Origin of the sequence: Duganella violaceipulchra (genome assembly GCF_019166075.1) — a bacterium.
Taxonomy (GTDB): Bacteria; Pseudomonadota; Gammaproteobacteria; order Burkholderiales; family Burkholderiaceae_D; genus Rugamonas; species Rugamonas violaceipulchra.
This window is the reverse complement of the sequence record NZ_JAHTGR010000023.1, coordinates 65,156-81,973: the sequence shown is the minus strand read 5'-3', so window position 1 is coordinate 81,973 and position 16,818 is coordinate 65,156. Positions and strand designations below refer to the sequence as shown.

The window sequence follows — 16,818 nt, the reverse complement described above, 5'->3', positions numbered from 1 at the left end:
TGGAGCGGGAGAAGAGTCTCGAACTCTCGACCTCAACCTTGGCAAGGTTGCGCTCTACCAACTGAGCTACTCCCGCGTCGCTGTCATCAACAACAGGCCAGCATTATAGATGATCCATGGCATCTGTCAATGGCCTTGATGCCAATCTTATCGATTGCGCTCCAAGGCCGACGGCAGGCCCTGGTCCGGCTGGCGGTAATCGCAGACGCCGTGCGGGAATATCCGCCGCAGCCAGGCCTGTTGCTGCGCCGTCCAAGCCACGCCGGCGGGGTAGCCGCCGTCCCGCAGCGCCTGCGCTACCGGCTTCAGCGCGCACTTGAAGACGTCGCCCTTGATCGACTCCCCCGCCACCATGCGCGGGCTGGAAAACAGCGGGAAGGCCCTGGTACAGGCGCCCGGCGGCCCGGCGTCCAGGATGCCGTCCCAGGCGGCTGGCCCGGCGGCGATGACGGCGCCACCGGTATCGATGCAGCGGTCGCTGAATTCGGCCGGCGCCGGACCACCGCTCAGGACGCGGTCCATGACCGACAAGGCTTCCAGCACCCGGCCCGGCATGTCGGCCTCCGAGCGGGTGAACCAGATCACCTGCCGCCTGGCTTCGGCGCGATTGGCGTCCAGCAGGCGGGCCCGCACCGAGAAGGCCTGGCGCGCGTTGTGCATGTTCAGCTCCGGCTCCAGATAGGGCCGCAGATCGATCATTGGAATGCCGAGGCGCCGGCCGGTGAATACCTGGCCCGAGCCGTAGGCTTTGCGCATCGCCTCCACGCTGCCGCTGCGGCGCGGCGCCGGTACGCCCCGCGAATCGCGGCAGGTGGCGCTGCGCAGCATGTTGCGGCTGTCGTAGGGGTCGTCCTTGCCCTGCCAGTCCACGAAGTCGGCCTGCTCCTTCCAGCCTCCCACACAGGCGTTGAGGCGCAGGAATTCATCGATGCCGATGCCGCCCCGCTCCAGCGCCTTCAGGCCGTACTGCACGCCCTCGTTGTCGATGGAGATGGGCGCATAGCCTTGCTTGTCGGTGCCGTAGATATCGGCCAAGTCGTTCCAGTGCGTCCATTTGACATGGTCGAAAGCGCCGGCGGGGTAGCGGTAGTAGGTCGCGGCGATCTCGTAGCGGTCGTCCTTGTAACGCGGGTTCAGCACCGTCACGATCGCCATCTTCCAGCCGTTGATGCACTCGGTCGATCCAGCGGCGCCGGTCCAGGCATGGCGCGCGCCGTCGCTGGCGTTCATGCCTTCGATGGCGATTTGGCTGCTCCATGTGGCCCATGGCGAGGCCGGATCGAGCGCCACCTCGTCTTTGAAGTATTGACTCAACAGCGGGCAATCCGAGATCGGGATGGTCTGCGTGATCATGTCCGGATACGACTGGAGCGGAATGCCGCCATCGAACAGGCCCGGATGGTTTTGCGCGAACAGGTACTGCTGCACTGCGCCGCCCGAGCCACCCAGGCCGATGGTGAATAGCGGCGCGCCATACGCTTCGACAAAGCGGGCCTTGGTCAGCATGGCGGTCTGCCCGGCAAGGCGCATGTTGTAGTGGACGCCGGCCTCATTGCCGGTCGAGCTAACGATGGCGTAGCCCTGCTCCAGCATGGGGACCATCAACTGGCGCTCGTTGCCGCTCAAGCCTCCAGGCTTGAACCACAGCGGCAAGCCTTGGTGGTGGCCGATGCCGACGCCGCCGCCCAGCCAATACACCAGCTTGCGGTTCCAGGCCACCGGCGCCAGCATGGCGATGGTGTACACGAAACGGTTGATGGTGCCGACTTCAACCCGCACCACGAAGGGCACGGCCGCGCCGTTGCGCTGTATGGTCGTCAGGTCGGGTGGCGGTGTGGTGTAGCCGGTGGCGGGATCGAAAGGCTTGAAGCGGCTGCCGGCAAGGTAGAAGTACTGGACCCGCGTGGCGATGGCGCAATTGCGGCTGTAACCGATGATGGCGCCGCTGCTTTCATCGATCACCGGGTGGCCGACGCCGTCCTGGTTGTCGACGCTGGGCTGGCCCAGGCCTGCCTCCTGCGTGCGGCAGACGAAGGGTTGCTGCTGCGCCTGCGCTGCCAGGCAGATTGCGGTTGCCGCGCAAGCGGCCAGGAATCTCCAGAACGCCATGACGGGTGCTCCTGATCTGATGGGGTGAGCCTCACCAGATCATAGCATTTTGTTACTAGTTCAGCGTGCCCGCTTTTTCCTTGATCAGCGGCCAGGCCAGGCGCAGGTAGTAGAACATCGACCACACCGTCAGCACCGCCGCCACTTCCAGAAGGCGCGAGCCCCAGAACTGAGTGTCGATGGCGCCCCACAGCACGTCATGGAACAGCAGCAGTGGGATCGCCATCATCTGCGCGGTGGTCTTGATCTTGCCCAGCGAGCTGACCGCCACCGATTTGGAGGCGCCGATCTGCGCCATCCATTCGCGCAGCGCCGAGATGGCGATCTCGCGGCCGATGATAACGAACGACAGCACGGCGTTGGCGCGGTCCAGCTGCACCAGCACCAGCAGGGCGCCGGCCACCATCAGCTTGTCGGCGACCGGGTCGAGGAAGGCGCCGAAGGCCGAAGTCTGGTTCCAGCGGCGCGCCAGGAAGCCGTCGAACCAGTCGGTGACGGCGGCGACGATGAACACCAGCGTGGCCGCCAGGTTCTGATCCGCCACGGGCAGCATGGTGGTGGGCAGATAGTAGACGCCTACCACCAGCGGAATCAGCGCAACGCGCAACCAGGTCAACAGTATCGGTATATTGAAGGGCATAAGCTCGAAAATTAGTGCGGCCGTGAAAATTGTTAATGCGCCGCTAGTCTACCTTGCCGCCGCACATTAAACCAGCGCACTGTTGTTGTGCACGCCTTAATGGAGCTGGCGGTAGATCTCTTCCGCCAGTGCGCTGGAGATGCCTTCGACCTGCTTCAGGTCCTCGATGCTGGCGTCGACCACGCCGCGCAGGCCGCCAAAGCGCGCCAACAGGCGCTGGCGGCGCTTGGCGCCTATGCCTTCGATTTCCTCCAGGCGCGAGGTCTGGCGCGTCTTGGCGCGCTTGGCGCGCATGCCGGTGATGGCGAAGCGGTGCGCCTCGTCGCGGATCTGCGCCACCAGCATCAGCGCCGCCGATTCCTTGCCCAGCTCCTGCGCGGCCCGGCCGTCGACAAACATCAGCGTCTCCAGACCGACGCGCCGCCCTTCCCCTTTGGCGACGCCGACGATCAGGCTGATGTCCAGCCCCAGTTCGGCGAACACCTGGCGCGCCATTTCGATCTGGCCCTTGCCGCCGTCGATCAGCACCACGTCCGGCATCACGCCGTCACCGTTGGCGACTTTTTCGTAGCGGCGCATCAGCACCTGGCGCATCGCCGCGTAATCGTCGCCGGGGGTGATGTCGTTGATGTTGTAGCGGCGGTATTCGCCGTTCTGCATCTGGTGGTGATGGAACACCACGCACGAGGCCTGCGTGGCCTCACCCTGCGTGTGCGAGATGTCGAAGCATTCCACGCGCAGCGCGTCGATGTCTTCCGGCTCCAGCTGCAGCGCCTCCACCAGCGCGCGCGTGCGCGACTGCTGCGAGCCCTGCTCCGACAGCAGCCGCGCCAGCGAGATCTCGGCGCCCTTCTGCGCCAGCTCCAGCCATTTGCGGCGCTGGTCCTGCGGCTGGAAGATCAGGTGGATGCGGTGGCCGCACTGCTCCTGCAAGGCCTGCATCAGCGCCGGCTGGTCGAATTCGATGTTCAGGATCAGCGTGCCGGGGATGAACTTCTCGGTGTAGTGCTGGACCAGGAAGGCGGCCAGCACCTCAAGCTCGATCGGCTCTTCCGCGATCGCGGCGGCGTCGCCGATGTGGTTGGGGAAGTAGGCGCGGTCGCCCAGGTGGCGGCCGCCGCGCACCATCGCCAGGTTGACGCAGGCGCGCCCGCCCTGCACCAGCACGGCGATGATGTCGACGTCGGCGTCGCCGGTGGTTTCCATGCTTTGCTGGTGCAGCACGCGCGACAGCGACTGGATCTGGTTGCGCACCCCGGCGGCCAGCTCGAATTTGAGTTCGCCGGCGTAGGCGTGCATCTTCTTTTCCAGGTCGGCCATCACCTCGCTCTGGCGGCCGCGCAGGAAGCGCGCAGCGTTTTCAACGTCGGCCTTGTAGTCTTCCTTGCTGATCAGGTCCACGCACGGCCCGCTGCAGCGGCCGATCTGGTGCAGCAGGCATGGGCGGGTGCGGTTGGCATACACGCTGTCTTCGCAGGTGCGGATCAGGAATACCTTCTGCAGGATCTGCATCGATTCCTTGACCGCCCACGAGCTGGGGAACGGGCCGAAATACTGGTTCTTCTTGTCCACCGCGCCGCGGTAGTAGACCATGCGCGGCGCGTCGCCGCCGGTGATCTTCAGGTAGGGATAGGACTTATCGTCGCGGAACAGAATGTTGAAGCGCGGGCTGAGGGCCTTGATCAGGTTATTCTCAAGGATCAGCGCTTCGGCTTCGCTGTGGGTGACGGTGGTCTCCAGCCGCGCGATGCGCTCGACCATCATGGCGATGCGCGGGCTGCTGAGGTTTTTCTGAAAGTAGCTGGAGACGCGCTTCTTCAGGTCGCGCGCCTTGCCGACGTAGAGCACCTTGTCGTCGGCGTCGAAATAGCGGTACACGCCCGGTAGGTTGGGCAGCTTGGCGACGGTGGCCAGCACCTGTTCGCGCGGATCGGGCGCGGCTTCCAGTTCAGTCATACTCTTATTTTCTCACTGCGCTTGTTCAACGATGACGAAGGCGACGGCGTATTCTTCCTCGTCGCTGACAGTCACCTGCACCGACAGCTTATTCTTTTCCATGAATTCCTTCAGCACCCCGCTGCAGACGATCATCGGCTTGCCGCTGGGCGCGTTGAGCATCTGCGCGGCCGGCCAGGTCATCGGCATGCGCATGCCCAGGCCGATGGCTTTGGAGAAGGCTTCCTTGGCGGCGAAGCGGGTGGCGACGAAGCGGATGCCGCGCGCCGCGTTCTTGGCCTTGCGCGCCAGGTACTTTTCCATCTCCTGCGGACCGAGGATCTTGGCGGCGAAACGGTCGCCGTTGCGCGCCAGCGCCGCCTCGATGCGCGGAATCTTGCAGATGTCGGTACCTATGCCGTAGATCACTTGGCCCGTCCCAGGCGGGTCGAGACCATGATGGCCTTCATCTCGCGCACGGCGTTTTCCCAGCCGACGAACACCGAGTGGGCGACGATGGCGTGGCCGATATTGAGCTCGGCGATTTCCGGAATCGCGGCGATGGCTTGCACATTGGTGTAGTGCAGGCCGTGGCCGGCGTTGACCTTCAGGCCCTTCGACACACCATACAGCACGCCGCGATGGATGCGTGCCAGTTCGGCGGCCTGCTCGGCGCCTTCGGTGTCGGCGTAGCGGCCGGTGTGCAGCTCGATCACCGGCGCGCCGATTTCGGCGGTGGCGTTCATCTGCGCTTCGTCGGCGTCGATGAACAGGCTGACGCGGATGCCTTCAGCCTGCAACTGCTTGACGGCGGCCTGCACGGCCTTGAAGTGGGTGACGACATCGAGGCCGCCTTCGGTGGTGACTTCGGTGCGCTTCTCGGGCACCAGGCAGACGTCGGACGGCTTGATGCGGCAGGCGAAGTCGATCATCTCTTGCGTCACGGCGGCTTCCAGGTTCATGCGGGTCAGCAGCTGGGGCGCCAGCGCGATCACGTCGGCGTCCTTGATGTGGCGGCGGTCTTCGCGCAGGTGCAGGGTGATGCAGTCGGCGCCGGCCTGCTCGGCCAGCAGCGCGGCGCGGATCGGGTCCGGATACGTGGTGCCGCGCGCGTTGCGCAGGGTGGCGACGTGGTCGATGTTCACGCCGAGGTCGATGATGGTGCCGGATGGTTGCAGGAAGCTCATTAGTCTATACCGTTTATCTAGTTATAACTGCATCAAGTCAATCAGGATCTGGCGCGTGTTCAGCGGCGCGCCGCCCAGGTGGTGCGCCAGCAGGAAGCGCATCAGCTGCTTGCTCTGCGCCTGGGTCGCGGCGTCCTGGTAGTCTTCGCGTTCCATGTCGAGCAGGGTCTTGCCGGCCACGCGCGGCCACGGATCGGCGGCGCGCTCGGGGCGCGGGCCGCGCTCCGGGTCCACCACGTAGACCACGTCGGCCTGCACGGCGCGGCGGGTTTCGGCGCAGCGGGTCAGTTCGGCGGCGACGCCTGTCTCTTTAAGTAGGGCCCGTTCGAATTTTCTCAAGACGATGGGCGGAGGTTCGTTGTGTGCGAGCTGGTTCAGGGTGGCGACGTAGTGGTCGAACAGGCGCGGGTGCGCGTCGTCGCGCGCCAGCAGCTTGACCAGCAGCTCGTTGAGGTAGAAGCCGCACAGCAGCGCGGTCTTTTCCAGCGGCAGCATGCCGCCCACCCATTCGGCCTCGGTCAGCGTGCGCAGTTCGGATTTGCCGACCCAGCTGGACGACAGCGGCTGGAAGGTTTGCAGCACGCCGCGCAGTTGCGAGTGCGGCCGCTTGGCGCCCTTGGCGATCAAGGCCACGCGGCCGAAGTCGCGCGTGAACAGGTCGATGATGAGGCTGGTTTCTTTGTAGGGGTAACTGTGCAGGACGAAGGCCGGCTGGCCGGCGACCTTGGTACCGAAGGTGCGCTCGCGCGACGGTGCGCGCGGGCGTTTGGGAGTTGCTGGTGCTGCTGGCGCCGCCGGTGCGGGCACCACTTCACGCTCCGCCTCAGGGTCGGCCTGCTGCGGTGCCGCTGCGATGTCGGCCTCTAGCGTGGTGGTGGACATCGCCCCTCTTTCTTACTCGTAGCCGTAGGCGCGCAGACCCGCTTCGTTGTCGGCCCAGCCGGATTTGACCTTGACCCAGATTTCCAGGTACACGGGACCGCCGAACAGTTTTTCCATGTCCAGGCGGGCCTGGGTGGAAACTTCCTTCAGGCGAGCGCCCTTGTTACCGATGATCATGGACTTGTGCGTGTCGCGCTCGACCAGGATGGCGGCGAACACGCGGCGCAGGTCGCCCTCCTGCTCGAACTGCTCGATCAGCACGGTGCTGGTGTAAGGCAGCTCGTCGCCGACGAAGCGGAACAGTTTTTCGCGGACGATTTCCGACGCCAGGAATTTCTCGCTGCGGTCGGTGATGTCGTCCGGTCCGAAGATAGGCTGGTTCTCCGGCAGGAAGCGCTTGATCTCTTTTTCCAGGCCGTCCAGCTGGAAGCGCAGCTTGGCCGACACCGGCACGATGGCGGCGAAGTTGAACTTGGCCGCGACCTGCTGGGCGAACGGCAGCAGCACCGCCTTGTCCTTGACGCGGTCGGACTTGTTGATCACCAGGATCACCGGCATCTCGGTCGGCAGCAGGTCCATCACTTGCTGGTCGGCCGGGCCGAAGGTGCCCGCCTCGATCACGTACAGGATCAGGTCGGACGAGATCAAGGTGTTGGTGACGGTCTTGTTGAGCGTCTTGTTGAGCGCGTTCGAGTGGCGGGTCTGGAAACCCGGCGTGTCGACGTAGATGAACTGGGCGTCGTCATGGGTCTGGATGCCGGTGATGCGGTGGCGCGTGGTCTGCGCCTTGCGCGAGGTGATGCTGACCTTGGCGCCAATCAGCGTATTCATCAGGGTCGATTTGCCCACGTTCGGGCGGCCCACGATGGCGATATAGCCACAACGGAAGTTGGCGGAGGTCGTTTCGGTATTCATTTCAGTTCTCTTTACTTGTTTGCTGCTTTGGCAGGCGGTGGCGACGGTTCAGGATTAACCGCGGCCTCGGTCGTCTGCACGGTGGCGATGCCGGCCAGCTTGAGCTGGGCAGCGCGCGGTTTGGACTTGCGACCGGCGGCCGGCGTCTTCACCAACGCTTGTTCGGCCACTTCCAGCGCCAGTTTGGCGGCGGCCTGTTCGCCGGCGCGGCGGCTGCCGCCGCGTCCGTAGACCTGGATGCCCAGCTTGGGCACCAGACATTCGATTTCGAATTCCTGGCTGTGCGCGGCGCCATGGGTGGCAACCACATTGTACAGCGGAAGTGAAATCTTCTTACTTTGGAGGAATTCCTGCAGCAGGGTCTTGGCGTCCTTGCCCAGGGTTTGCGGGTCCACCGATTCCAGGATGGGAATGTAGAAGGCCCGGATCACGTCGCGCGCGGGGTTGAAGCCGGCGTCCAAGAAGATCGCGCCCAGCAGCGCTTCCAGCGTGTCGGCCAGGATCGAAGGACGGCGGAAACCGCCCGACTTCAACTCCCCTTCGCCCAGCCGCAGGAACTGCGACAGCTCCAGCTTTTGCGCGATCTCGTACAGCGACTGCTGCTTGACCAGGTTGGCGCGCAGGCGCGACAGGTCGCCCTCGTCGATCGTCACGAAACGCTCGTACAGGATGGACGCCACCACGCAGTTCAGGATCGAATCACCCAGGAACTCCAGTCGTTCATTATGCAAACTGCTGTGGCTACGGTGCGTCAAGGCTTGCTGCAACAGGCCAGCATCCTGGAACGTATAGCCTAAACGGTTTTGCAATAACTGAAGATTCATTATACGGTTCGGTTCTGTTTAATCTGATTGCTTGATTTATTGATCGGTCTTGGCCGGGGCCTGCACGCCGTTTTTCGACGTGGTGCCCTGGTATTCCAACAACAGGCTGGCGGGCCCGACCAGCGGGATTTTCTTTTCGTAGGCGAAGCTGATTTCGAACTCGCCGTTTTCCTTGGCGATCAGCAGATCGTGGCTGGTGATCGAGCTGATGTAGCCGGTGGTGGCGTTGGCGTCGAACGACTTCTGCATCTCCAGCACGGAACCGCCGGTGGCCTTGGCCGTAACGATGGCGTTCTGGATCGCCCGGTATTCGGTGTAGGTCGGCACGATCTTCAGCGCCAGCACGCCGACAAAGCCCAGCGCGGCCAACACGAAGATCAGTCCGACCAGGGAAACGCCCTGCTGCTGCTTCAAGCTTGATTGCATCTTAGTCCCTTTCGCCGTGGCCCGCTGAGCGTGGATGGTTAGTGGATGCTGCCGATGCGGCGCAGGTTACCCAGGTTCATCCACACGAAGAATGCTTTACCAACAATGTTCTTGTCCGGCACAAAGCCCCAATAGCGGCTGTCCGCACTGTTGTCGCGGTTGTCGCCCATCATGAAGTAATTGCCCTGCGGAACTACGCAGGTGAAGCCTTCATACTTGTAGGTGCAATTTTCGCTGTACGGGAACTTCTTCACGCCATCCAGGCTCAGCGTAGGCGCAGCCTCGTTGTTGAGGATGCGATGGCTGACGCCGGTCAGGTCTTCCTGGAACTGCTTGTTGTAGGCCAGGTGCTCGTCGTCGAGGTAGTCGTCCAGCGGCGTGTACTTCACTACCACGCCGTTCACCGTTAAGCGCTTGTTTTCATATGTGATTTTATCACCCGGCACGCCAATGACGCGTTTGATGTAATCCTGGCTCATGTCCATCGGATATTTGAACACCATTACGTCGCCGCGCTGCGGGTTGTTGATCTGCACGATCTTCTGGTTCAGCACCGGCAGGCGGATGCCGTAAGTGAACTTGTTCACCAGGATCAGGTCGCCCACCAGCAGGGTCGGCACCATCGACGACGACGGGATCTTGAACGGCTCGTACAGGAACGAACGCAGGAAGAACACCAGCGCGATCACCGGGAAGAAACTGCCCGAGTATTCGATCCAGGTCGGCTGGCGCAGCAGCGCGGCCTCGATCGCGGCGCGGTTGCCCTGGTTGTCGAGCTTGATGCCGTCGGCGGTCAGCTTGGCGTTGCGGGCGTCGTAGTCGGCCAGCGCGCGGTCGGCGGCGGCACGGCGCTGCTTGGCCAGGTAGAACACATCCAGGAACCAGATCACACCGGTGATCACCATCAGTACGAACAGGATTAAAGCAAAGTTACCTAAGATCACTTGCAGGTTCATTTGTCGTCCACTTGTAAGATTGCCAGGAACGCTTCTTGTGGAATCTCTACCGAGCCCACTTGCTTCATGCGTTTTTTACCTGCTTTTTGCTTCTCCAGCAGCTTCTTCTTACGGCTGATGTCGCCGCCGTAGCACTTGGCCAGCACGTTCTTGCGCAAGGCCTTGACGTTCTCGCGCGAGATCACGTTGACGCCGATGGCGGCCTGGATCGCCACGTCGAACATCTGGCGCGGGATCAGCTCGCGCATCTTGGCCGCCACCTGGCGGCCGCGATAGGCGGAGTTGGAACGGTGCACGATGATGGCTAGCGCGTCGACCTTCTCGCCGTTGATCAGCATGTCGACCTTGACCACGTCGGAGGCGCGGTATTCCTTGAACTCATAGTCCATCGAGGCGTAGCCGCGCGAGGTCGATTTGAGCTTGTCGAAGAAGTCCAGCACGATCTCGCCCATCGGCATTTCGTACACCAGCTTGACTTGGCGGCCGTGGTAGGCCATGTCCATCTGCACGCCGCGCTTGCCGATGCACAGCGTGATCACCGAGCCAACGTACTCTTGCGGCATGTACAGGTTGACCGTGACGATAGGCTCGCGGATCTCGTTGATCTTGGTCGGCTCCGGCATCTTCGATGGATTGTCCACCTTGATGATGCTGTCGTCGCGCATGACCACCTCGTACACCACGGTCGGCGCGGTGGTGATCAGGTCCTGGTCGAATTCGCGTTCCAGGCGTTCCTGGACGATTTCCATGTGCAGCAGGCCGAGGAAGCCGCAGCGGAAGCCGAAGCCCAACGCCTGCGACACTTCCGGCTCGTACATCAGCGCGGCGTCGTTCAGTTTCAGCTTTTCCAGCGAGTCGCGCAGCGCGTCGTACTGGTTGGCTTCGACCGGGAACAGGCCGGCGAACACTTGCGGCTGCACTTCCTTGAAGCCCGGCAGCGGCTCGGCGGCGGGACGGTTGGCCAGGGTGACGGTGTCGCCCACCTTGGCGGCCTTCAGTTCCTTGATGCCGGCGATGATGAAGCCCACCTGGCCGGCCGACAGCTGCGGCAGCGAGACCGAGCGCGGCGCGAAGATGCCGACGTCTTCCACCAGCTGCAGCGAGTCGGTGGCCATCAGCTTGATCTTGTCTTTTGGCTTGAGGGTGCCGTTCATCACGCGCACCAGCATCACCACGCCGACGTAGGCGTCGTACCAGGAGTCGACGATCAGCGCCTGCAGCGGCGCGTCCGGGTCGCCCTTCGGCGGCGGGACCTTGGCGATGATCGATTCCAGCACGTCTTCCACGCCCAGGCCGGTCTTGGCCGAGCAGTGGACGGCGTCGCCGGCTTCGATGCCGATCACGTCTTCGATCTCGGCGATCGCGGTCGGCGGATCGGCGTTCGGCAAGTCGATCTTGTTGAGCACCGGCACCACTTCCACGCCCAGGTCGAGCGCGGTGTAGCAGTTGGCCACGGTCTGGGCTTCCACGCCTTGCGAGGCGTCGACCACCAGCAGCGCGCCTTCGCAGGCCGACAGCGAGCGCGACACTTCGTAGGAGAAGTCGACGTGGCCGGGGGTGTCGATCAGGTTCAGGTTGTAGATCTGGCCGTCGCGGGCCTTGTATTTCAGGGCCGCGGTCTGCGCTTTGATCGTAATGCCGCGTTCGCGCTCCAGATCCATCGAATCGAGCACCTGCGACTCCATCTCGCGTTCGGACAAGCCACCGCACAATTGAATGATACGGTCCGCCAGGGTGGATTTACCGTGGTCGATGTGGGCGATGATGGAAAAATTGCGTATGTTGTTCATTAACAAATATTCAAAAACGGGTTTGAAACGACGGGGCGCAGAAACTGCGCGCAATACGAAAAAAGCGCTCCGAGCGGGGCGGTAATGCCCTGGCGAGCGCCTTGATGACAGCCACTAAAAGCAAAACGTAAGCTTTTCTACCCCCGCATTTTACCGGATTTCAGAGGGGAAAGGCCGACTTATGCGGTGAGAAATGCATATTGCTTAAGGTCCGGGGGCAAAAAAAGTCGCGGAAATGCCTATTTATTAAGCAGATTTGAGCAGTTGCCGCACTTTTGCTTCGTCCAGGAAGTAATGGCACAGCTCGGGCTGGGACAGGTCGGCGTACAGCACCGGCACCAGTTCATCGAAACGGGCCACCAGGGCGTCGTCGGCATCGACGTCGATCACGTCGACGGTGATGGGCCGTTCCGGCGTTTGCAGGCGCATCAGGGCGTCCAGCATGTCCTGGCACAGGTGGCAGTAGCTGCGGGAGTAGAGGGTGAAATGCATAACTGGCTTGACTGGCGCCCCGCCGCGCCGAAACGGGCGGGGCGAACTCCTTACTTGGCGCTAGGACGCACGGAAACGAACTGCGTGACGTCGCCGCGGCGCACCAGCAGCACCGAGGCCTTCTTCGCGTCGAGCTTGGCCACGGCCGCGTTGAACTGCTTGGCGTCCTTGATTTCGACGTTATTCAATTGCAGCAGCACGTCGCCTTCCAGCACGCCGGCGCGGCCGGCCACGCCTTCGGCCGAGTCCACCACCACGCCGCCGTCGACGCCCAGATCCTTCTTCTGCTCGACCGTCAGGTCACTGACCTTCAAGCCCAGCGCGTTGGCCTTGGCCACCGCTTCCGGCTCGCCCTTATTACCCTTGCCTTTGCCGGCCTTGGCGGTCTTGTCCGCTTCCAGTTCGGCCACGGTCACCGCCAGGTCCAGCTGCTGGCCCTTGCGCCACACCGTCACGGTGGCCTTGCTGGCCAGCGCCGTGCCGCCCACCAGGCGCGGCAGGTCGGACGAACGGTTCACCGGCACGCCGTTGAACTTGAGGATGATGTCGCCCGCCTTGATGCCGGCCTTGTCGGCGGGACCGCCCGGCTCCACCAGCGACACCTCGGCGCCCTGCGCGCTCTTCAGGCCCAGCGATTCCGCCACTTCCTTGCCGACCTCGCCGATCTGCACGCCGATGCGCCCGCGCGTGACCTTGCCGCTTTTCTTCAGCTGCTCCGACACGCGGATCGCCTCGTCGATCGGCACGGCGAAGGAAATGCCGTTGTAGCCGCCCGACAAGGTGGCGATCTGCGAGTTGATGCCGATCACCTCGCCGCGCATATTGATCAGCGGGCCGCCCGAGTTGCCGGGATTGACCGCGACGTCGCTCTGGATCAGCGCCAGGTAGTCGCCGGTGTCGCGCTGCTTGGCCGAGATGATGCCGGCGGTGACGGTGTTTTCCAGGTTGAACGGCGAACCGATCGCGATCACCCATTCGCCGACGCGGATCTTGTCCGAATCGCCCATGATCAGGAACGGCAGCTTGTCGCCCTCGATCTTCAGCACGGCGACGTCGGTGCGGGCGTCGGCGCCCAGCACCTTGGCCTTGAACTCGCGCTTGTCGGTCAAGGTGACGAACACCTCGTCGGCGCCGTCGACCACGTGGGCGTTGGTCATCACGTAGCCGTCGGCCGACAGGATGAAGCCGGAGCCGACGCCGCGCTGCACCGGCTCGTCGGACGGCGCCTGGCGGCGGCCGCGCGGCGTGCCCTTGCCGCCGGGATTGCCCGGCTGCGGCAAGGCGCCGCCAAAGAAGCGGCGCAGGAATTCCTGCATCTCCTCTTCGCCCGGCTGGCCGTCGGCGTTGCCGCGACTGCCCAGCTTGAGGCGTTCGGTGGTGCGGATATTGACCACGGCCGGGCCGACGCGGTCGACCAGGTCGGCAAAGTCCGGCAAGCCGATGACGGCGCCGGTGACCGGCGCGGCGGCTGTCGCGGCCGCCATGCCGAGCACGGCCGGCGACATCCATACGCTTGCGCTGACCAGCAGCGCGGAAAGAGTTTTACTACCAACAGAGAAATTATTTTTCATGGAAAGTATCGGTCTCTATAAAGTTCTGGAATGCACGTACCCCTCGGGCAAGTTGCGCGAGGCTAAGGCTAGCGTATGGTAAGCGAAAAGTTGCCCGATGGTGCGCCCGCAATAGTAAAAGCGTCAGCGTTTCAAGGCAAGATGACATCCGCCGGCGATTCGGCCGGGTCTGGCTCCAGAGGATCGGCGGCGCGGCCCGCCGGAGCGGCATCGGGGAGGTAGGCAGGTTCGGCTGCCAAGCGGGCCGCCAGCGAGGCGCTGAAGCCATCGCTCAGCTCGCCATTGGCCTGGTCGCGCAGCACGTCGCCGGTCAGATGATAGGCGCGCCAGGCGGCCCGCCCTTCCGCCGCGTCCAGCGCCGCCAGGGCCAGTTCGCGCTCGCTGTCCGCCAACTCGCCGTCAGCCAGCGCCGAGATGTTTTCGTGCAGTCTTTTCTGGGTATCCATCGCGTTTCCCGCCATGTCAAAACAAGTCCGCCACGCCAGCCGCAGGCGCATTGCCAGACGCCAATAACACTTGCCATCATTCGCCGCTTACCAGCGCTTGTCAACCGGCAAATCCAGCATAGGCCTCAATTTCTCGGCGATGACTTCGCGGGCGCGAAAAATGCGACTGCGCACCGTGCCGATCGGACAGGCCATGATGTCGGAAATTTCCTCATAGCTCAGTCCCTCGATCTCGCGCAAGGCGATCGCGGTGCGTAAATCCAAGGGCAAGGCATCCATCGCCGCGTTGACGGTTTGGGCGATCTGCTTGCTTGCCAGCATGGATTCCGGCGTATTGATGTCGCGCAAATGCTCGCCATCGGTAAAGGCTTCGGCTTGTTCGGCGTCGGCTTCGGTTGACGTGGGCGTGCGGCGCCCCTGCGTCGCCAGAAAATTCTTGGCGGTGTTGATGCCGATGCGGTACAGCCATGTATAAAAGGCCGAGTCGCCGCGGAAATGCCGCAGCGCGCGGTAGGCCTTGATAAATGTCTCCTGCACCACATCCTCGGCTTCGGCCGGGTCGTGGACGATGCGCGACAGCAGGCGCATCAGCCGGCGTTGGTACTTCGCCACCAGCAGATCAAACGCCTGCTTGTCACCCTCCCGTACCCGGTCCACCAGCACCTGGTCGCACTCACGTTCTGTCGTCACTCCTGCATTCCTCGGTGGCATGCAGCGTGGCCGAATCATATAGCCATATGCTATAGAGTTAGCCCGCTGCAAGAAGTTCACAGTGTTCGCGTTTTTATTTCAGCCCGTGCGGCGATGGCCCGGCAAGCCAGCGACAAGGCGCGCCAATCGGCGCCCGTTACGCTGTCGGGCAGCACCGTCACCAGCCGCACCTTGCCGTCGCCGTCGCCCAGCCGCAGCATCAGCAAGCCCGGCCATATGGTCGAGCCTTCCAGCAGGCGCAGCGCCATTCCCGTCTCCCGGTATACCGTCAGCCGCAGCTGGCCGACAGGGGAAATATCAAGCTGACGTGCAAAACGATACGGACGTCCACGCCACAGGCCAAATAGCCCGGCCAGCACGCAACACAATGGCGCGCACCAACCGGGACAGGCGGCAGCCGACGCCATCGCGCAGCAACACGCGCCGGCATGCAGCAGGCGCAAACCGGACGAGGGGCGAACGAGGACGGAAACCGCAATCGACATGACAGCAGCAGGCGTTCAACAACGGTGCAACAAAACAGGGAATCACAATCGGAAGCGCCGGCCGCGGGGGCCGGGCAATTCTGGCGCCGGCGAATGCCGGCGCCGAATCCACGCTCACCCTGTTTTGACAGGGCTCGCGGGGATTAGTTCAACGCGGAGTCGAACTTTTTACGGACTTTAGATCTTGCCGAACACCAGGCTACCGTTGGTGCCGCCGAAGCCGAACGAGTTCTTGACTGCATACTCGATCTTCATCGGACGGGCCACGTTGGCGCAGAAGTCCAGGTCGCAAGCAGGGTCCTGGTTGAAGATGTTGATGGTCGGAGGCGACACCTGATGGTGTACCGCCAGTACCGTAAACACTGCTTCCAGGCCGCCGGCGCCGCCCAACAGGTGACCGGTCATCGACTTGGTCGAATTGATCACCATGTTCTTGGCGTGCGCGCCGAAGGTGCGCTTGATGCCCTGCACTTCCGCCACGTCGCCTTGCGGGGTCGACGTGCCGTGTGCGTTCAGGTAGTGCACCTGGTCCGGATTGATGCCGGCGTTGGCCAGCGCTGCAATCACGGACTTGCTGCCGCCGCTGCCATCTTCCAATGGCGAGGTCATGTGATAAGCGTCAGCGCTCATCCCGAACCCCAGCAGTTCAGCGTAGATCTTGGCGCCGCGGGCCTTGGCGTGCTCGTACTCTTCCAGCACCATCACGCCTGCGCCTTCGCCCAGCACGAAACCGTCGCGGTCCATGTCCCAGGGGCGGGACGCGGTCGCTGGATCGTCGTTGCGGGTCGACAGCGCGCGGGCCGAGGCGAAACCGCCCAGACCCAGTGGCGACACGGTCGATTCCGCACCGCCGGCCACCATGACGTCGGCGTCGCCGTACTCGATCATGCGGGCAGCCATGCCGATGCAGTGCAGGCCGGTGGTGCAGGCCGTGACGATCGACAGGTTAGGACCACGCATGCCGTACTTGATCGACAGGTTGCCCGAGATCATGTTGATGATCGAGGCAGGCACGAAGAACGGCGAGATACGGCGCGGACCGCGCTTGTCGTACTCTTGCTTGGTTTCTTCGATCAGCGGCAGGCCGCCGATACCGGAACCGATGATGACGCCGATACGATCAGCGTTCTCTTCGGTGACGACAATGCCGGAGTCTTGCACCGACTGCATGCCGGCCGCCATGCCGTAATGGATAAACGTATCCATGTGGCGCGCTTCCTTGGCGGGGATGTAATCCTCGATATTGAAGCCTTTGACTTCACCGGCGAACTTGGTGGTGAAAGCTTGCGCATCAAACTTGGTGATGTTGGCAATCCCGGATTTACCCTCGGTGATCGCGGCCCACGATTCGGCAACAGTATTGCCGACCGGAGTCACGGCGCCCAGGCCGGTGATGACAACACGACGGTTTTTAGAACCTCTCAAGCGATTCTCCTAAAGTCGATCGGG

Annotated in this window: 17 protein-coding genes and 1 tRNA gene; all 18 read right to left on the bottom strand. The window is 63.2% G+C overall.

Annotated elements, in window-relative coordinates:
* The 18 genes from KVP70_RS29365 to fabF all read right to left on the bottom strand — a co-directional run bounded on the left by KVP70_RS29365 (nucleotide 1) and on the right by fabF (nucleotide 16,794).
* Nucleotides 1-76, bottom strand: a tRNA-Gly gene (locus KVP70_RS29365).
* Nucleotides 77-147: 71 nt separating this feature from the next.
* The gene (locus tag KVP70_RS29360) at nucleotides 148-2,109 is read right to left on the bottom strand and encodes a DUF6351 family protein (protein ID WP_217945922.1); all 1,962 of its coding nucleotides are present in this window, start codon (nucleotides 2,107-2,109) and stop codon (nucleotides 148-150) included.
* 55 nt (nucleotides 2,110-2,164) lie between these two features.
* Nucleotides 2,165-2,749: a CDP-diacylglycerol--glycerol-3-phosphate 3-phosphatidyltransferase gene (pgsA, locus tag KVP70_RS29355; RefSeq protein ID WP_217945921.1), complete on the bottom strand. Its 585-nt coding sequence runs from the start codon at nucleotides 2,747-2,749 to the stop codon at nucleotides 2,165-2,167.
* A 96-nt stretch (nucleotides 2,750-2,845) separates the two neighbouring features.
* The gene (gene uvrC, locus KVP70_RS29350; protein WP_217945920.1) at nucleotides 2,846-4,705 is read right to left on the bottom strand and encodes an excinuclease ABC subunit UvrC; all 1,860 of its coding nucleotides are present in this window, start codon (nucleotides 4,703-4,705) and stop codon (nucleotides 2,846-2,848) included.
* Nucleotides 4,706-4,717: 12 nt separating this feature from the next.
* Nucleotides 4,718-5,113, bottom strand: coding sequence for a holo-ACP synthase (gene acpS / locus KVP70_RS29345; RefSeq protein WP_217945919.1), 396 nt, complete (start codon nucleotides 5,111-5,113; stop codon nucleotides 4,718-4,720).
* Entirely contained in the window at nucleotides 5,110-5,871 is a 762-nt protein-coding gene (gene pdxJ, locus KVP70_RS29340) for a pyridoxine 5'-phosphate synthase (protein WP_217945918.1), read from the bottom strand. The genes acpS and pdxJ overlap by 4 nt, the downstream gene beginning before the upstream one ends.
* 21 nt (nucleotides 5,872-5,892) lie before the next feature.
* Complete coding sequence (gene recO / locus KVP70_RS29335; protein WP_217945917.1) at nucleotides 5,893-6,753, bottom strand: DNA repair protein RecO; 861 nt, start codon at nucleotides 6,751-6,753, stop codon at nucleotides 5,893-5,895.
* Nucleotides 6,754-6,765: 12 nt separating this feature from the next.
* Nucleotides 6,766-7,668 (bottom strand): GTPase Era, encoded by a 903-nt coding sequence (era, locus tag KVP70_RS29330; RefSeq protein ID WP_217945916.1) that lies wholly within the window; start codon nucleotides 7,666-7,668, stop codon nucleotides 6,766-6,768.
* An 11-nt stretch (nucleotides 7,669-7,679) separates the two neighbouring features.
* A complete protein-coding gene (gene rnc, locus KVP70_RS29325) occupies nucleotides 7,680-8,492 on the bottom strand; it encodes a ribonuclease III (protein WP_217945915.1) in 813 nt (270 codons plus the stop codon).
* 36 nt (nucleotides 8,493-8,528) lie between these two features.
* Nucleotides 8,529-8,918, bottom strand: a complete 390-nt coding sequence (locus KVP70_RS29320) for a DUF4845 domain-containing protein (protein ID WP_217945914.1) — start codon at nucleotides 8,916-8,918, stop codon at nucleotides 8,529-8,531.
* Nucleotides 8,919-8,956: 38 nt separating this feature from the next.
* A complete protein-coding gene (gene lepB, locus KVP70_RS29315) occupies nucleotides 8,957-9,874 on the bottom strand; it encodes a signal peptidase I (RefSeq protein ID WP_217945913.1) in 918 nt (305 codons plus the stop codon).
* Complete coding sequence (gene lepA / locus KVP70_RS29310) at nucleotides 9,871-11,664, bottom strand: translation elongation factor 4 (RefSeq protein WP_217945912.1); 1,794 nt, start codon at nucleotides 11,662-11,664, stop codon at nucleotides 9,871-9,873. The genes lepB and lepA overlap by 4 nt, the downstream gene beginning before the upstream one ends.
* A gap of 246 nt (nucleotides 11,665-11,910) precedes the next feature.
* Nucleotides 11,911-12,156, bottom strand: coding sequence for a glutaredoxin family protein (locus KVP70_RS29305; RefSeq protein ID WP_217945911.1), 246 nt, complete (start codon nucleotides 12,154-12,156; stop codon nucleotides 11,911-11,913).
* Nucleotides 12,157-12,206: 50 nt separating this feature from the next.
* A complete protein-coding gene (locus KVP70_RS29300; protein WP_217945926.1) occupies nucleotides 12,207-13,661 on the bottom strand; it encodes a Do family serine endopeptidase in 1,455 nt (484 codons plus the stop codon).
* Between the two features lie 197 nt (nucleotides 13,662-13,858).
* Nucleotides 13,859-14,173 carry a sigma-E factor negative regulatory protein gene (locus KVP70_RS29295; protein WP_217945910.1) on the bottom strand — a complete coding sequence of 105 codons (315 nt, stop codon included), beginning with the start codon at nucleotides 14,171-14,173 and terminating at the stop codon, nucleotides 13,859-13,861.
* An 87-nt stretch (nucleotides 14,174-14,260) separates the two neighbouring features.
* Nucleotides 14,261-14,884 (bottom strand): RNA polymerase sigma factor RpoE, encoded by a 624-nt coding sequence (rpoE, locus tag KVP70_RS29290; RefSeq protein WP_217945909.1) that lies wholly within the window; start codon nucleotides 14,882-14,884, stop codon nucleotides 14,261-14,263.
* A 56-nt stretch (nucleotides 14,885-14,940) separates the two neighbouring features.
* Complete coding sequence (locus KVP70_RS35050) at nucleotides 14,941-15,369, bottom strand: protein YgfX (RefSeq protein WP_307730294.1); 429 nt, start codon at nucleotides 15,367-15,369, stop codon at nucleotides 14,941-14,943.
* A gap of 177 nt (nucleotides 15,370-15,546) precedes the next feature.
* Complete coding sequence (gene fabF / locus KVP70_RS29280) at nucleotides 15,547-16,794, bottom strand: beta-ketoacyl-ACP synthase II (RefSeq protein ID WP_217945907.1); 1,248 nt, start codon at nucleotides 16,792-16,794, stop codon at nucleotides 15,547-15,549.
* Nucleotides 16,795-16,818 lie beyond the last annotated feature (24 nt).

Coding starts and splice junctions, on each gene's coding strand:
- recO (WP_217945917.1), bottom strand. CDS start 6,753: ATGTCCACCACCACGCTAGAGGCCGACATCGCAGCGGCACCGCAGCAG.
- rnc (WP_217945915.1), bottom strand. CDS start 8,492: ATGAATCTTCAGTTATTGCAAAACCGTTTAGGCTATACGTTCCAGGAT.
- lepA (WP_217945912.1), bottom strand. CDS start 11,664: ATGAACAACATACGCAATTTTTCCATCATCGCCCACATCGACCACGGT.
- rpoE (WP_217945909.1), bottom strand. CDS start 14,884: ATGCCACCGAGGAATGCAGGAGTGACGACAGAACGTGAGTGCGACCAG.
- KVP70_RS29360 (WP_217945922.1), bottom strand. CDS start 2,109: ATGGCGTTCTGGAGATTCCTGGCCGCTTGCGCGGCAACCGCAATCTGC.
- era (WP_217945916.1), bottom strand. CDS start 7,668: ATGAATACCGAAACGACCTCCGCCAACTTCCGTTGTGGCTATATCGCC.
- pdxJ (WP_217945918.1), bottom strand. CDS start 5,871: ATGAGCTTCCTGCAACCATCCGGCACCATCATCGACCTCGGCGTGAAC.
- KVP70_RS29305 (WP_217945911.1), bottom strand. CDS start 12,156: ATGCATTTCACCCTCTACTCCCGCAGCTACTGCCACCTGTGCCAGGAC.
- KVP70_RS29320 (WP_217945914.1), bottom strand. CDS start 8,918: ATGCAATCAAGCTTGAAGCAGCAGCAGGGCGTTTCCCTGGTCGGACTG.
- lepB (WP_217945913.1), bottom strand. CDS start 9,874: ATGAACCTGCAAGTGATCTTAGGTAACTTTGCTTTAATCCTGTTCGTA.
- pgsA (WP_217945921.1), bottom strand. CDS start 2,749: ATGCCCTTCAATATACCGATACTGTTGACCTGGTTGCGCGTTGCGCTG.
- uvrC (WP_217945920.1), bottom strand. CDS start 4,705: ATGACTGAACTGGAAGCCGCGCCCGATCCGCGCGAACAGGTGCTGGCC.
- KVP70_RS35050 (WP_307730294.1), bottom strand. CDS start 15,369: ATGTCGATTGCGGTTTCCGTCCTCGTTCGCCCCTCGTCCGGTTTGCGC.
- KVP70_RS29295 (WP_217945910.1), bottom strand. CDS start 14,173: ATGGATACCCAGAAAAGACTGCACGAAAACATCTCGGCGCTGGCTGAC.
- KVP70_RS29300 (WP_217945926.1), bottom strand. CDS start 13,661: ATGTCGCCGGCCGTGCTCGGCATGGCGGCCGCGACAGCCGCCGCGCCG.